Consider the following 13,986-nt stretch of genomic DNA (forward strand, 5'->3'; position numbering starts at 1 on the left):
CTATATAATTATACAATATAATTTATGATTAGTCAACCTTTTTTTAATATTTTTTATCAGGAATATATTACAAAACGATATCAATAAACTATGCATATTTCTCCTTATTATTTCCGGTATATGATCTTACAAAAAACAACTCCCTGCCGGATGACAGGGAGCAGATTATTATTCAACGGTAACGCTCTTTGCGAGGTTTCTCGGCTTGTCAACATCAAGACCTCTTGCAACAGAAACATAGTAGCCTATAAGCTGCAGAGGAACAACAGCAAGAGAAGCAGCAAAATGCTCATCAACTCTGGGAACATAGGTCACAAAGTTGCAGCTATCCTCTATCTCATACTTGCCGTAGAATGTAAGTCCGCACAGATATGCACCACGGCTCTTGCACTCTACCATGTTGCTGACAGTCTTTTCATAAAGATCAGACTGTGTAAGTATACCGATAACAAGTGTGCCGTCTTCAATAAGCGAAATAGTACCATGCTTTAATTCGCCGGCAGCATATGCCTCCGAGTGGATATAGGATATTTCCTTGAGCTTAAGGCTTCCCTCCATGCTAACTGCATAGTCGATACCTCTGCCGATAAAGAACACGTCCTTAGCATTTGCATACTTAGATGCAAACCACTGCAGGCGCTCCTTATCATCAAGGATCTTAGTTATCTTGTTAGGAATAGTCTTCAGCTCATCTATGAAATACTTGTACTGTTCATCATTGATAGTGCCTCTGATCTTGGCAAACTGTACTGCAAGAAGATATCCTGCAATAAGCTGACAGCTGTATGCCTTTGTAGTAGCAACAGCTATCTCAGGGCCTGCAAGAGTATAGAAGCATGAATCAGCCTCACGGGCAATAAAGCTGCCGACAACATTAACGATACCAAGAGTCTTTATACCCATTTCCTTTGCAAGGTTGAGTGCTGCCTTACTGTCAGCTGTCTCACCGGACTGAGAAACTACTATAACAAGACCATTCTTGTCAAGCAGCGGCTTGCGGTATCTGAACTCACTTGCAAGCTCGACTCTTACAGGAATCTTTGCAAGGTCTTCAATTACATACTGCGAAGCAACGCCGGTATGATATGCTGAGCCGCAGGCAACAATATATATCTGCGAGATGCTCTTAATATCCTCATCGCTAAGACCAACATCAGAAAGATCTATCTTTCCGTCCTTTACAACAGAGTTGATAGTATCAGCTATAGCTTTAGGCTGCTCGTGAATCTCCTTCATCATGAAATGCTCATAGCCGCCCTTTTCAGCGCTCTCAGCGTCCCATGTTATCTCAGTTGATTCCTTTGACACTTCATCACCGTCGAGGTTGTAGAAAACAACATCGCCGCAGGAGAGCTTAGCTATTTCAAGATCGCCGATATAATAAACATTTCTTGTATACTTAAGTATAGCCGGTACATCAGATGCTACATAGCTCTCGCCGTCAGCAACACCGATTATCATAGGACTGTCCTTACGGGCTGCCCATATCTCACCGGGGTGATCCTTGAACATGATAGCAAGTGCATAGGAACCTCTTACTCTTACCATTGTCTTTGCAATAGCATCAACAGGACCCATGCCGTACTTTTTGTAGTAGTAATCAACGAGCTTTGTCACTACCTCAGTGTCAGTCTGAGAATAGAATGTATATCCCTTGCGTATCAGCTTTTCCTTAAGCTCCTGATAATTCTCGATTATACCGTTATGTACAGCTGTTACATTGCCGTCATCACTTGTATGAGGGTGAGCGTTTATCTCACTGGGCTCGCCGTGAGTAGCCCACCTTGTATGACCTATGCCTATAGAGCCTTTTATTGCCTTGCCAAAGTCTGTCTTCTCCTTAAGCACCTGGAGCCTTCCCTTAGCCTTGACAACAACGACCTCTTTTTCACCGTCACGGACAGCTATACCGGCCGAGTCATAACCTCTGTATTCGAGCTTTTCAAGACCGTCAAGAAGCACAGGTGCAGCCTGATGCTTTCCACTGAAGCCTACTATACCACACATAATATTTTCCTCCGATTCAAATACTAATACTCATATCAAAATATAGTACAATAAAATGTACTTTAGAACTCGTGGTAACAATATACCATTTAATATTATAACAGATTATCCGTCATTTGTCAAGGAAAAATCATGGATGATCCATATACATAAAACAAAACCGCCCATACAGGACGGTTTTATCATTATTGGTGGAGCTGACGAGAATCGAACTCGTGTCCGAAAGCAGATCCCTGCGAATTTCTACGGGTGTAGTCTGTTATTTCGGCGCAAGCCGTTTCCCCTTGATGCCGCAAGCAGACACGCAGCATTCGCAGGTAGCCCGGTATACATACATAGGCTACGGGCGTACCCTATGCACGTTCACCACTAATCGACGCCGAGACTAAAGCCGTGGTACTCTAAAGCCCGACGAGCGCTGACTTAAGCAGCAGCTAATTCAAAATTAGATTCGTCGTTTATTTTTAAAACGTTCGCCGTTTAAAGAGTGTGCGATCCTCTACCCGCTTATCACACTTCACCACCCCCGTCGAAACCATTGCAGCCCCGGTTTTAATGCATGATGCTTAGCAAAATGCATAATATTTGGGTATAGTGTTTATAAAGCATTTTTTTAGTGATTCCTCTCCTTCATCGCCCTGTCAATCTCCCTCGCAGCAGCCTTGTTTGCCATGTCCTGCCGCTTGTCGTGAAGATTTTTGCCCTTGCAAAGACCAAGTGCGACCTTGACCCTGCTGCCCTTGAAGTAGAGCGCCATAGGTATCAGCGTGAGCCCCTCCTGCTTTACCTTGCCGAAAAGACGCATTATCTCACGCTTGTGCAGAAGCAGCTTTCTGACCCTCATAGGGTCACGGTTGAATATATTGCCTTGCTCGTAGGGAGAAATGTGCATACCCTTGACCCACATCTCGCCGTTGTCTACCGAGCACCACGCATCTTTGAGATTGACCCTGCCCGCACGGATGCTCTTGACCTCAGTGCCGACAAGCTCAATGCCGCATTCTATCTGCTCAAGCACGAAGTAATTGTGCCTTGCCGCCTTGTTATCGGCTATCTGCTTTGTTCCTTTTTTGTCTATTGCCATGATATTATCCCTCTTAATGTGTTTTCATATTATAACACATAGCCAAATGTTTGTCAAGGCGAAAAATGTTATTTGCTGCCTTTCTTGGTAATGGCAGTCCTTATTGCTCTGAGCTCATCAGGCTTAAGGTCACGCCAGTCCCCGGGTTGGAGCATACCGAGCTTTATGGGTCCCACTGATGTGCGCTTGAGTCTTGCAACCTCTAAACCAACAGCCTCGCACATTTTTCTTATCTGCCTGTTTCTTCCCTCGTGTATCGTCATTTGAAGTACTACTCTGCCCTGCTGCTTTTCAAGCACTAAAACAGTACAAGGTGCAGTCTTTCTGCCGTCTATCTCAACGCCCTCAGAAAGCTGAACAAGCTGTTCGTCATTTATATCAGGACGTACAGTTACACGATAAGTCTTTGAGATATGCCTTGACGGGTGCATAACATCATTTGCAAATGCGCCGTCATTCGTAAACAGCAAAAGCCCCTCAGAATTTCTGTCAAGCCTTCCGATAGGGTAAACTCTCTCACCGACACCTTCGAGCAGATCAGTGACAACACGCCTGTCAAGCTCGTCGCTCATGCTTGTAACATATCCTCTCGGCTTGTTGAGCATTATGTAGCGGAAGCTCTTTTTGCGGCTTATGTACAGCCTTTCGCCGTCAACAGTGATTACGTCACGGTTTGGGTCTGCCTTGTCTCCAAGCTTTGCCGGGTGGCCGTTTACCTTTACCTTGCCGTTTTGTATCAGTTCCTCTGCCTTGCGGCGTGAGCACACACCTGCCTCAGCTATTATCTTTTGAAGTCTTATTGGTTCCATAGTACCTCTTTTCTTTATGTAAGCGGAGCAGTCGTCTGCCCCGATCGTCTATCTTGTTATAAACGCTTTGATCTTTTCAAAATAGTATTCTGCCGCACCTACCGACTGGCTGCTCTCGGAATCGACACTGAGCTTTGTAAACACCGGCGATGATGCTATCTGCCTTCCGTTGTAATAGTACCGTACTGTGCCTACCTGCTGTTTCTGCACAACAGGTGCATATACAAAAGGCTTTACAGCAATGACCGAAGTGACACTGTCATTCTCACCTATCGGTAGACTTAGCTTTACATCAGGGCTGTAGCAACCCACCTGCTCGCAGCTTGCTCCTACAACATTGACATTTATATCTTCCTGCCCGAATGAATAGCTCTCGCATTTGCCAAAACATAAGTCATATAACGCCTTATGGTCTGCCCAGTCGTTACGGTCATTAAGAGTTACGCAGATAAGAGTTGCACCGTTTCTTTCACAGGCCGAAACAAGACATCTTCCGGCCTTGTCAGTAAACCCTGTCTTGACACCTATCACTCCGTCAAGAGAAGTCAGCAGCTTGTTTGTGTTAACAAGCCACCTGTCATAGGGTGGGGCACCATAACACAGCTTTGCTCGCTGACAGCCGCATATCTCCCTGAAAACGCCGTTATCAAGTGCAGCTCTTGTCAGTATAGCCATGTCATACGCCGTCGAATAATGCTCATCTGTATCATCATCAAGCCCCGAAGGAGTTACAAAATGAGTATTTCTGAGCCCTAACTGCTTCGCTTTGTCATTCATCAGCTGCACAAATTTCTGTACACTTCCCGATACGGCTACAGCAGCCGCATTAGCAGCATCATTACCGCTTGGCAGGAGCATACCATACATAAGTATCCTTTTTGATACTATGTCACCCTCCTGCAAGCCCATTGACGAGCCCTCGACTTTTATAGCATCACTGTCAACAGTGAACCTCTCATCAAGACCACCGCTCTCAGCAGTAAGAAGCGCCGACATTATCTTTGTCGTGCTCGCCATTGGCAGCTTTTCACCGGAATTCTTTTCATATAACACCTTGCCGGTCTTAAGCTCTATAACAACAGCGCCCTTAGCGGATATATCACAGCTTTCAGCACTTGCCGTTATATCAGCATCAAATGCAAAGCAGCAGATCAACGCCGCTAAAAACAGGCACATCAGCTTTTTCATAACAACGCACATTCCTTTCAAGTGTTTTTTCGCACTTATATAATGTGTCATTATCTGAAAATAAACCAAAGAAAACAAAGCCTGTTTTTGAAAAAAATGAAATATCACATACCCCTTGATGCAAATATTATACCAACAAATATAAAGAAAGCGCCTATCATAAGAAAAGCAAGTGCTCCAAAAGAGACTTTGCCTTTCATTTCCTGTGGAAAATAGAATATATCCGATATCCTCGGGTCAACATATACTATAAACTCCTCACCAAGGCCAAATCTCTCGATATGGTCGGAATAATATACAAATTCGTGATGATATGCCCTTTGCTCGAAACTGTCACCTTTATATACTATCTCTGCCCTGTACATCTTTCTTAAAATACCAGACCTGAGAACAGTCTTTTCCTCCATGGCAATAAGCCTTGCCTCACGGGGTTTGGCGTTTTTTATCCTGTCATTTCTTGCATAGACGACAAAACACCCGGCAAGCACAGATATTATACCCATTATCAAGAAAAACATATATCTCCTCCGGTATTATGCAAACTGCATGATGATGCCGTAAACTATAAGAACAGCAGTAATGGCAAAATATATCTTCGCTTCCGTTGTGTGCCTGTTTATCTCCTCAGGAAGATAAAAGCCCTCTTTCATATCAGGATTTACATATACTGTAAGCTCATCGCCGACATTTCACCTGAACCTGCGACAGACACAGATCTCGCTATATGCGGCACAGTTCCCTGGTGCATCTGGTTTTTCATGAATAGACGGTACAGACCTCTGATAATAAAGGCAATACTTACAGCAATAAGCGTGATTACTCCTCGCTTTCACCGCCGTTTTTCTTCTTGCCGATGAATTCTGTTATTTTGTCAATTACCTCAGGCACCATATTGATAGCGCTGTTGGAAGGTGCAGCCTCCATTGTAAGCTGGAGCAGCTTAACATCACCATTGCAGATAGTGATAAAAGCAACAGGTGTTATAGATATGCCTGCACCGGAACCGCCGCCGAACTGATCCTTGGGGTTCTTTGTAGGCAGATCAGAGCCGCCCGATGCAAAACCTACAGATACCTTTGATACAGGTATTATTGTTGTTCCGTCAGCAGTAGTCACAGGCTGGCCTACAACTGTCTGACAATCCACCATTTCGTGGATCTTTTCCATAGATGCTTTGATAAGGTTTTCAAGATTGTTCTCTGCCATAATGATTACATCCTTTCATATTATTTCTCATGCCGATAATTTTTCTTCTGTTTTCTCGTTTGAAACTATATCCTTTGCTTTATTAGCTTCTTTTTTCTTCCTGTGTCTGAATAACAGGTAGTTTATCAAAACGCACACTGCAATAGCTATGACCGTCGAAGGCCTGAGCCTTACCTTGCAGGCTGCGTGATAATCGAGCTTGTCATCATTGAATTCACATCTGACACCTACGCTTTTGAGTCTTACGGTAAAAATACCGCATATCAGCGCAAGAGCATTATTCAGTGCCAGCTGCAGCTTACCGTAGAACAATGCGCTCTCATACGCATCAGGCTTAGCAGTCACAAGCAGTATATCCGTGTCAGATATGCGAATTGCCTTCAGCAGCTTTTTAAAGTACTTCCACCCCATAGGCAGAAGCGGCTTATAGTAGTTGAATTTGTCTAACAGCCCGCTTTTCTTTTTTGACTTTGGCTGCTTCTTTTTATTATCCCTTGCTTCTTTTTTGGCAGCTTTCTTTGCCTTTTTCTCTTCCTTTTTAAGGGCTTTCTGCAACTTCTTATCTGCCTTTGCCGACTTTTTATTATCAGCCATATTCACAGGCTCTATACTGTCAACAATCTCAGGCAGATCATCTTCAAAAGAATCGTCAAAACCATCAATATCTTCTTTATCAAGCCTTTCGAGCTCAGCTGCAAGCTCTTTTTCATCAAGAGGAACTATTTCCTGCTTTGAATCTTCCTCCTGCTGCTTTTTTTTCTTGCGTTTTTTGGCTTTCCCGGGCTTGGGCTTTCTCGGATATAGTGTAAAGAAAAGATACTTTACGCTGTATTTTATACCCTCTTTGCTGTCTGCCACAACATCAACAGTCACAGATATATGAAGCAAAATGACAATAAAGGCTATAAGCCCCAGTATGATATATAAAGCTATCATTTGTCATTATCACTTCCTTTTATAGCGAAAGTATTATTCTTCCCTTTCCTCGCTGTCTTCGTCCTGCTGCTCACTCAGGCTTTCAGGTGTAATTATCTCCGGCAGGTCATCAAGGCTTGACAGCTTGAAGCAGCGAAGGAAATTATCAGTCGTTTTGTAAGCTATCGGTCTTCCCGGAAGATCAAGCCTGCCGCATTCCTCCAAAAGCTCCTTCTCGACCAGCGAATTGACAACACCCGAGGAATCAACACCTCTTATATTCTCAATAAACGATTTGGTCACCGGCTGGTTGTACGCAGCTATCGCCAGTGTTTCCATTGCCGCATTTGAAAGCGCTGTGTTCTTTTTCTCATCAAGCGTTTTTCTTATATGCTCGCTGTAATCAGTCTTAACAGCTATCTGATATGCTCCGTTTATAGTCAGTATCTCCAGCGCACCGTCTCTGACAGCATATGAACGCTGGAGCTTTCTTGCAGCAGCGTGCGCTTCGGCAGTTGATACCCCGGCGCCTCTTGCAATGCGGTCAGCCGTCACAGGATCACCGTTTGCAAATATTATCGCCTCGGTTATCCTCAGAAGCTCATCGCTTACATCTATCTCAGACATTTCGTTATCCTCTCTTTGTCGTCATGATCTCTTTAGCCGCTACATAAAGCCCTATGCCCACAGCCGCAACACATACTCCTGTAAGCACGCCGTTTATGTACGATCTCTTTCGGTCGGCAGATTTTGCTCTGCGCTTTTTGTAAACAGCTTTAGCTTTTGTCTTTTTAACAGGCCTGGGCTTTTTCTCGGCTGTTTTGATCTCCGGTTCAGTGTTAACAGAGGTTTCTGTTTCGTTTTTCTCAGAGGCCTCGTCCACCTGCTCATTTTCGACCGTAGGCTCGATCTCCGGCTCCGGATCATCAAGTACGATTATATCAAGCGCAGACCTTGGCATGACCTTTTCCATGCTCACCCTCACAGGCATTTCTCTGCGCTGTTCTTTTGTGATAAACGGCTCAAAGACTGCATACTGCTTGTCCTCTGGTATCTCAGGGACTTCTTCATCATCGGGGATAAACTCTCCCTCTTCTTCAAGCAGCCGCTGTTCCTCTGTCTTTACAGTATTCTTTTCAAGAGCACGCTCTTCCTTTGTGCGGCGCTTGAAGTATATGACAGAATTATCATCAGAAAGAGTTATCCTTCCTGATTTTGTAAGTTCAAGTATAGCCAGAAAAGTTGCTATTCGCTCGGATTTCACTTTCATTCCGTCGTACAGCCTGTTCATATCAAAGCTGCCGGTCTTGTATAGCTTCTTAAGTACAAACAGTATCTTTGAAGTAACTGAATATATCTTGTGTGAAACTATCCCGCCAAAATCCTTTGCCTTTATCTGTGGCTCAGGTATGGCCTTTTTCTTTCCGGCGGATAATAGCGCAGTTACAAGCTCCTCAGGCGCATGAGTCAGCTCATATGCCTTTGAGCCTTCTTCAAGCACAAGCTCCTTGCGGACAAAAACACCGTTTTCGATATACATTCCACGCAGCTTATCTGCAAGCTGCTTGCATATAGAGTATTCAAGTATCCTGCCCTGTAATTCCTGTTTGAGCTCCTGGGCTTCCTCAGCCTTTGGAAGAAGTGAGACAGTTTTGATGTATATAAGTCTCGCAGCCATTTCAAGGAACTCGCCGGCGTACTCATAATCCTCATGATCGAGCTGTTCAATATATTCAAGATACTGCTCTAACAGCAGGGATATCTCTATATCCATAATATTTAGCTTGTGCTTTTGTATCAGATGCAAAAGCAGATCGAGAGGCCCCTCGAACATATCAAGCTTGAATGAAACAGCTTCCAATTCTGATTACTCCTTAATATTGCCATAAGGCTTTATAGTATTACCTCCATAAGTGAAGGCACCCAAACAGTCATCATATCAATAATAAAGAATGCACCGCTTCTTAGCAATCCAAGCGGTATATCAAGCAGTCCTGTCATAAGGACAACTATAAATCCGATATAAAAATACATCTGATACTCGTACATCTTATACATCGTCTTGTCAGGCAGGAAGAACATCAGTATCTTCGAGCCGTCAAGCGGCGGAACAGGTATGAAGTTAAACACCGCAAGACCTACATTTATCATAACAAAATAAAACAGTATAAACTGCAGCCAGAAAAGCGCATCATTTCCGGCGTGTATCTGATAGTACGCAGCAGTTGAAAACCCACTTGTGTTTTCTGTTATGTCGGTAATGGAAAAACCAGCCTTTACCCAGTAGCAGCAAAGCGTTATCTTCCAGAGAATAGCACCGAAAAATGCTAAAAACAAATTGGAAATAGGGCCTGCCGCAGCAGTGATAGCCATATCACGTTTGAAATTCTTGAACATTCGTGATTCTACCTGAACAGGCTTAGCCCAGCCAAATCCTGTAAGAAATAGACATACTGCGCCAAACAGGTCAAGATGTGCCAGCGGATTGAGCGTAAGCCTTCCCTTATGATCCTGAGTAGTATCGCCGAGCTTCCGTGCGCTCCAGGCATGAGCAAATTCATGCACAGGAAGACAGAGGAATATTACTATCAGCTTGACTCCGTATTTCAAAATATCCTGCTGTGTCATTCTTTCACCTGCTTACATATAAGTTCAAAAAGATAGTTTACTCATCAGCATTCCCACGAAGACTGAATACTGCCTGAGACATATTCTGAGCCTTAAAAAGATAAGAGCCCGAAACAAGTACATCAGCACCTGCAGCCCTTGCAAGAGCAGCAGTCTGCTCGTTGATGCCGCCGTCTACCTGAACGTGAGTGTCAAGGCCTATCTCCTCGATAAAAGCTCTTGCCTCTGTGACCTTCTTAAGAGTTGCCGGGATAAAGCTCTGGCCGCCGAAACCGGGATATACTGTCATAATAAGTACATTCTCTACTGCAGGTATAAGGCTTTCTATATCATCAACAGGCGTATCAGGCTTGACAGCAATGCCTGCCTTTTTCCCTAGAGCGTGTATCTTGTCGATCACAGCCCTTGGGTTATCAGTTGACTCAACATGAAAGGTTATCATATCGGAACCGAGCTTTGCATAATGCTCAACATAACGCTCAGGCCTTGTTATCATAAGATGAGTGTCAACGAAGCCCTTTGTGCATTTTCTTGCATATTCAAGTATCGGTTCACCAAAGCTGATGTTAGCAACAAATATACCGTCCATAACATCAAAGTGTATCCAGTCGCAGCCGGCTTGCTCTGCACGGCTGATATCTCTGCCCATTTCTGAAAAGTCGCAAGCAAGCAGCGAAGCAGAAATTATCGTACTCATGTATTAAATCCTTTCTATGCCTGTTCATCAAGTGTAAGCCCGTATGCCGGCAGGAATTCCCTAAGGAATTCATCAGCCTCGGCACATTCAAGCCTTTGTATAGCGACAAGAGTAGAGCTCTCTGCCTTTTTAAAATCATTATTGCCCATATTGCGCTCGTCAATGCACTTAATAAGTGCCGATATCTTATCAGCAGCCTTAACAAGCTGCCAAAGTTCCTTTTCCTTTTCCGTAGGAACAAACAGTGGCTCGTATTCGTCCTTAAGATCATCCGGCAGATAGCCAAGCAGCTTGTTCTTGGCATTTTCTTCTATTTCACCGTAAGCATCTCTGATCTCAGGGTTATAGTATTTGATAGGCGTCGGCAGATCGCCTGTTATTATCTCTGTGCAGTCATGATACATCGCAAGCAGCGCACATCTTTCAGGGTCAACATTGCCGCCGTGTCTTTTGTTTCGCATAACAGCAAGAACATGAGCGATATATGCCGTTTCGAGCGTATGCTCACTAAGGTTCTCCTGAATTGTATTTCTCATCAGTGCCCAGCGGTTTATGTACTTCATTCTTGAAATGACTGCAAAAAAATTATTTTTCATATTATTGATCCTTATAAAATATGGCGGATAGAGCTAATTATCCGCCATAATATTTTTAGTGTGCAACTACGCTCAGAAGTACGCCGGCCGCAACTGCAGAACCAATAACGCCTGCAACATTCGGACCCATTGCGTGCATGAGCAGATAGTTTGTAGGAACAGTCTCCTGACCGACCTTCTGTGAAACTCTTGCTGCCATAGGAACAGCAGAAACACCGGCAGAACCGATAAGAGGATTGATCTTGCCGCCTGTAGCAACGCACATCAATTTACCGAGGAGCACACCGCAGGCAGTACCGATACTGAATGCTATAACACCAAGTATGATGACCTTTGCAAAGGAAAGAGTCATGATAGAGCTTGCAGTTGTTGTAGCACCAACAGTAGTACCGAGGAATATAGTGATTATATTCATAAGCTCATTCTGAGCAGTTTTAGCTATTCTGTCGCAGACACCGCTCTCCTTAAGAAGGTTGCCGAACATGAGCATACCCACGAGCGGAGCAGCAGAAGGGATCATAAGAGCTATAACGCAGGTAACAAGTATCGGGAAAAGTATCTTCTCTACCTTGGATACAGGTCTTAACTGACCCATAACTATAGAACGCTCTTTCTTTGTGGTAAGAGCTCTCATTATAGGCGGCTGGATGATAGGAACGAGCGCCATATATGTATATGCAGCAAGTGCTATTGTACCAACGCCGATAGAGTCTTTGTTAGAAAGAAGAATAGACGAAACATAGATAGCTGTAGGGCCGTCAGCACCGCCGATGATAGCGATAGAACCGCACTCAGCAGCAGTCATGCCAAGAGCAGCTGCGCCGATGAAGGTGAAGAATATACCGCCCTGTGCAGCAGCACCGAGAAGGAAGCTCTTAGGGTTAGCAATAAGCGGACCGAAGTCTGTCATTGCACCTATGCCAAGGAAGATAAGCGGAGGATATATCTGCAGCTTTACGCCCATATACAGGATATCCAATAGTCCCCCGTGTTGTAGTATATGCCCGTAATCTATGTAGTGTTCGTTCTCAACACCGTCTTCAATAACGGTCTTATATACCCAGAAATCAGGATGATAAAGCCCTGCCTCGGGAAGGTTTGTCAAAAGCATACCGAATGATATCGGAAGAAGCAGAAGCGGCTCAAAGCCCTTTGCTATTGCAAGATACATAAATAAGAAAGAAATAAGTATCATTACAAGGTTTTTCCAGCCGCCCTCAACGAAGAAGCCGGCAAGTCCGGAGGTATTTGCAAGCTCTGCAATAGTACCCAAAAACTGATCCATTATCTCACTGTCCTTTCAAACACCTGTGATTTGATTAAAACGGTCTTGTAAGCTCTGCTCTTGCAGCAGAAGACCAAGCATTAGCACTGCCCTTTGAGCCACCTGCTCTCTTGATACCGGCAACTCTGAGCTTTTTACCGCTTGCAGCGCCGTAAGCCGATATAGCAGCCATAATGACCGCCACCGTCTCCTCCTCGATGCCGCTTTCTATCTTAGCAGCAGGAGCGGCGGGCTTGGGGGCAGGCTTAGGAGCCGGCTCTTCCTTTTTAACAGCGGCAGCCTTCGCAGCGGCAGCTTTTTCAGCCTTGCTTTTATTCAAGCTTTCAAATATTTTACCATAGAGCATTACGAGCACAATAAGAATAACAAGCCCTGCGAAAACGACACTCATACCCGTAAGCACCACTGCTACTATATCAAGGGCATCATAGTCATTACCGCTGAGCTGCTTGCTCATAACGGATAATAGATTGATATCCATACATTAACTCCTTTTTTGATATTTGTTCCTTCTTTCGTCAGAACACCAATTACTATTATTATACTACAATTCAAAAAAAATTACAAGCCCCTGACGTGTTATTTTTTTAACATAATAAAAACTTTTTTATCTGTTGTTCTTACCGTAAACAAATTCCTATACTAAACTCTGCTTATTTGACTAAAAGTATAAAATGTGTTATAATGTATCCAGCATTATATTATAAGGAGGATCACATCTATGAGCGAAAAGCTGTTAGAAAAAATGCTCTCCTGGCTTGAACATATGGGACCTTTGTTCCTTGAAGCCGCTGTTATACTCTTAGTCGGAAAGATAACCGCAAAGCTCGTCCTTAAGATAATGTCAAAGGGTCTTAAGAATAAGCATATAGATAATACTGCACATACCTTTATGATGTCTATCGTCAAGACGCTTATCTATATATTTGCCACTATCATGGCACTTTCAGCACTTAACGTCCCGATGTCATCTATCGTTGCAACAGTAGGTGCGGCAGGTCTTACATTAGGTCTTGCACTTCAGGGAAGCCTTTCTAATGTTGCCGGCGGATTTATTATCCTTTTCTCAAAGCCATTCCAGTGCGGCGACTATGTTGAGATCAATAATTACGAGGGCTATGTCACAGCCATTTCGATACTGTACACAAGGATACTGACGATGGACAATAAATCTGTTTTCATCCCAAACGGCACTGTATCAAGCTCAACTATCACAAACTACACAAGAGAAAAGCACAGACGTCTTGAGCTGACCTTCTCTATTTCCTATTCAAGCGATTTTGACAAAGCCTGTGATGTTATCAGGCAGGTCATAGAAAGCTCTCCCCTGTCGCTCGATACTCCTGCAAAGCCTCTCATCGTTATGTCTGAACACGCAGATAGCGCAATAAAGATACTCACCCGAACATGGGTCAAGACCGAGGATTACTGGGATTTCAGGTTCTATATGTTCGAGCACGTCAAAAAAGAATTTGATGCAAATGGTATTGTTATTCCTTACAGTCATGTTGATGTTACACTGATAAACAAATAATTACGCACAAAACGGCACGGGGTCATAAATCGACCCG

At 43.9% G+C, this 13,986-nt stretch carries 15 protein-coding genes and 1 other RNA gene; 1 reads left to right on the forward strand and 15 read right to left on the reverse strand.

What is annotated here, in order from left to right; genetic code table 11:
* Window positions 1–168: 168 nt before the first annotated feature.
* The 15 genes from glmS to CD05_RS19585 all read right to left on the reverse strand — a co-directional run bounded on the left by glmS (window position 169) and on the right by CD05_RS19585 (window position 12,896).
* Window positions 169–2,007, reverse strand: a complete 1,839-nt coding sequence (gene glmS / locus CD05_RS0106920; protein ID WP_028509883.1) for a glutamine--fructose-6-phosphate transaminase (isomerizing) — start codon at window positions 2,005–2,007, stop codon at window positions 169–171.
* Window positions 2,008–2,196: 189 nt separating this feature from the next.
* Window positions 2,197–2,555, reverse strand: a transfer-messenger RNA (tmRNA) gene (ssrA, locus tag CD05_RS20305).
* A gap of 65 nt (window positions 2,556–2,620) precedes the next feature.
* The gene (gene smpB / locus CD05_RS0106930; protein WP_037322871.1) at window positions 2,621–3,091 is read right to left on the reverse strand and encodes an SsrA-binding protein SmpB; all 471 of its coding nucleotides are present in this window, start codon (window positions 3,089–3,091) and stop codon (window positions 2,621–2,623) included.
* Window positions 3,092–3,159: 68 nt separating this feature from the next.
* Window positions 3,160–3,900: a pseudouridine synthase gene (locus CD05_RS0106935; protein WP_028509886.1), complete on the reverse strand. Its 741-nt coding sequence runs from the start codon at window positions 3,898–3,900 to the stop codon at window positions 3,160–3,162.
* A 48-nt stretch (window positions 3,901–3,948) separates the two neighbouring features.
* Window positions 3,949–5,088 (reverse strand): D-alanyl-D-alanine carboxypeptidase family protein, encoded by a 1,140-nt coding sequence (locus tag CD05_RS0106940; RefSeq protein ID WP_028509887.1) that lies wholly within the window; start codon window positions 5,086–5,088, stop codon window positions 3,949–3,951.
* A gap of 104 nt (window positions 5,089–5,192) precedes the next feature.
* Window positions 5,193–5,606 (reverse strand): DUF3592 domain-containing protein, encoded by a 414-nt coding sequence (locus CD05_RS0106945; RefSeq protein WP_028509888.1) that lies wholly within the window; start codon window positions 5,604–5,606, stop codon window positions 5,193–5,195.
* A gap of 298 nt (window positions 5,607–5,904) precedes the next feature.
* Entirely contained in the window at window positions 5,905–6,294 is a 390-nt protein-coding gene (gene ytfJ / locus CD05_RS0106955; protein ID WP_028509889.1) for a GerW family sporulation protein, read from the reverse strand.
* A gap of 27 nt (window positions 6,295–6,321) precedes the next feature.
* Window positions 6,322–7,230, reverse strand: coding sequence for a hypothetical protein (locus tag CD05_RS17780; protein ID WP_051588868.1), 909 nt, complete (start codon window positions 7,228–7,230; stop codon window positions 6,322–6,324).
* Window positions 7,231–7,263: 33 nt separating this feature from the next.
* Entirely contained in the window at window positions 7,264–7,836 is a 573-nt protein-coding gene (gene scpB, locus CD05_RS0106965; RefSeq protein ID WP_037322872.1) for an SMC-Scp complex subunit ScpB, read from the reverse strand.
* A 4-nt stretch (window positions 7,837–7,840) separates the two neighbouring features.
* A complete protein-coding gene (locus CD05_RS20310) occupies window positions 7,841–9,070 on the reverse strand; it encodes a segregation/condensation protein A (protein WP_084262126.1) in 1,230 nt (409 codons plus the stop codon).
* 32 nt (window positions 9,071–9,102) lie between these two features.
* Window positions 9,103–9,837 (reverse strand): site-2 protease family protein, encoded by a 735-nt coding sequence (locus CD05_RS0106975; RefSeq protein ID WP_028509891.1) that lies wholly within the window; start codon window positions 9,835–9,837, stop codon window positions 9,103–9,105.
* Window positions 9,838–9,874: 37 nt separating this feature from the next.
* Window positions 9,875–10,534: a ribulose-phosphate 3-epimerase gene (gene rpe, locus CD05_RS0106980; RefSeq protein WP_028509892.1), complete on the reverse strand. Its 660-nt coding sequence runs from the start codon at window positions 10,532–10,534 to the stop codon at window positions 9,875–9,877.
* 14 nt (window positions 10,535–10,548) lie between these two features.
* The gene (yfbR, locus tag CD05_RS0106985; protein WP_037322874.1) at window positions 10,549–11,130 is read right to left on the reverse strand and encodes a 5'-deoxynucleotidase; all 582 of its coding nucleotides are present in this window, start codon (window positions 11,128–11,130) and stop codon (window positions 10,549–10,551) included.
* A 55-nt stretch (window positions 11,131–11,185) separates the two neighbouring features.
* Entirely contained in the window at window positions 11,186–12,415 is a 1,230-nt protein-coding gene (locus tag CD05_RS0106990) for a sodium ion-translocating decarboxylase subunit beta (protein ID WP_037322876.1), read from the reverse strand.
* A 34-nt stretch (window positions 12,416–12,449) separates the two neighbouring features.
* A complete protein-coding gene (locus CD05_RS19585; RefSeq protein WP_051588869.1) occupies window positions 12,450–12,896 on the reverse strand; it encodes an OadG family protein in 447 nt (148 codons plus the stop codon).
* Between the two features lie 240 nt (window positions 12,897–13,136).
* Between CD05_RS19585 and CD05_RS0107000 the strand changes: the two genes are divergently transcribed.
* Complete coding sequence (locus CD05_RS0107000) at window positions 13,137–13,949, forward strand: mechanosensitive ion channel (RefSeq protein WP_037322877.1); 813 nt, start codon at window positions 13,137–13,139, stop codon at window positions 13,947–13,949.
* Window positions 13,950–13,986: the final 37 nt, after the last annotated feature.

This window comes from Ruminococcus sp. NK3A76 (assembly GCF_000686125.1).
GTDB lineage: Bacteria > Bacillota > Clostridia > Oscillospirales > Ruminococcaceae > NK3A76.

Bases quoted from the DNA above. Each gene is read 5' to 3' on its own strand.
- ytfJ (WP_028509889.1), bottom strand. From the start codon at position 6,294: ATGGCAGAGAACAATCTTGAAAACCTTATCAAAGCATCTATGGAAAAG.
- CD05_RS17780 (WP_051588868.1), bottom strand. From the start codon at position 7,230: ATGATAGCTTTATATATCATACTGGGGCTTATAGCCTTTATTGTCATT.
- CD05_RS0106975 (WP_028509891.1), bottom strand. From the start codon at position 9,837: ATGACACAGCAGGATATTTTGAAATACGGAGTCAAGCTGATAGTAATA.
- glmS (WP_028509883.1), bottom strand. From the start codon at position 2,007: ATGTGTGGTATAGTAGGCTTCAGTGGAAAGCATCAGGCTGCACCTGTG.
- rpe (WP_028509892.1), bottom strand. From the start codon at position 10,534: ATGAGTACGATAATTTCTGCTTCGCTGCTTGCTTGCGACTTTTCAGAA.
- CD05_RS0106935 (WP_028509886.1), bottom strand. From the start codon at position 3,900: ATGGAACCAATAAGACTTCAAAAGATAATAGCTGAGGCAGGTGTGTGC.
- smpB (WP_037322871.1), bottom strand. From the start codon at position 3,091: ATGGCAATAGACAAAAAAGGAACAAAGCAGATAGCCGATAACAAGGCG.
- CD05_RS0106945 (WP_028509888.1), bottom strand. From the start codon at position 5,606: ATGTTTTTCTTGATAATGGGTATAATATCTGTGCTTGCCGGGTGTTTT.
- scpB (WP_037322872.1), bottom strand. From the start codon at position 7,836: ATGTCTGAGATAGATGTAAGCGATGAGCTTCTGAGGATAACCGAGGCG.
- CD05_RS0106990 (WP_037322876.1), bottom strand. From the start codon at position 12,415: ATGGATCAGTTTTTGGGTACTATTGCAGAGCTTGCAAATACCTCCGGA.
- CD05_RS0106940 (WP_028509887.1), bottom strand. From the start codon at position 5,088: ATGAAAAAGCTGATGTGCCTGTTTTTAGCGGCGTTGATCTGCTGCTTT.
- yfbR (WP_037322874.1), bottom strand. From the start codon at position 11,130: ATGAAAAATAATTTTTTTGCAGTCATTTCAAGAATGAAGTACATAAAC.
- CD05_RS0107000 (WP_037322877.1), top strand. From the start codon at position 13,137: ATGAGCGAAAAGCTGTTAGAAAAAATGCTCTCCTGGCTTGAACATATG.
- CD05_RS19585 (WP_051588869.1), bottom strand. From the start codon at position 12,896: ATGGATATCAATCTATTATCCGTTATGAGCAAGCAGCTCAGCGGTAAT.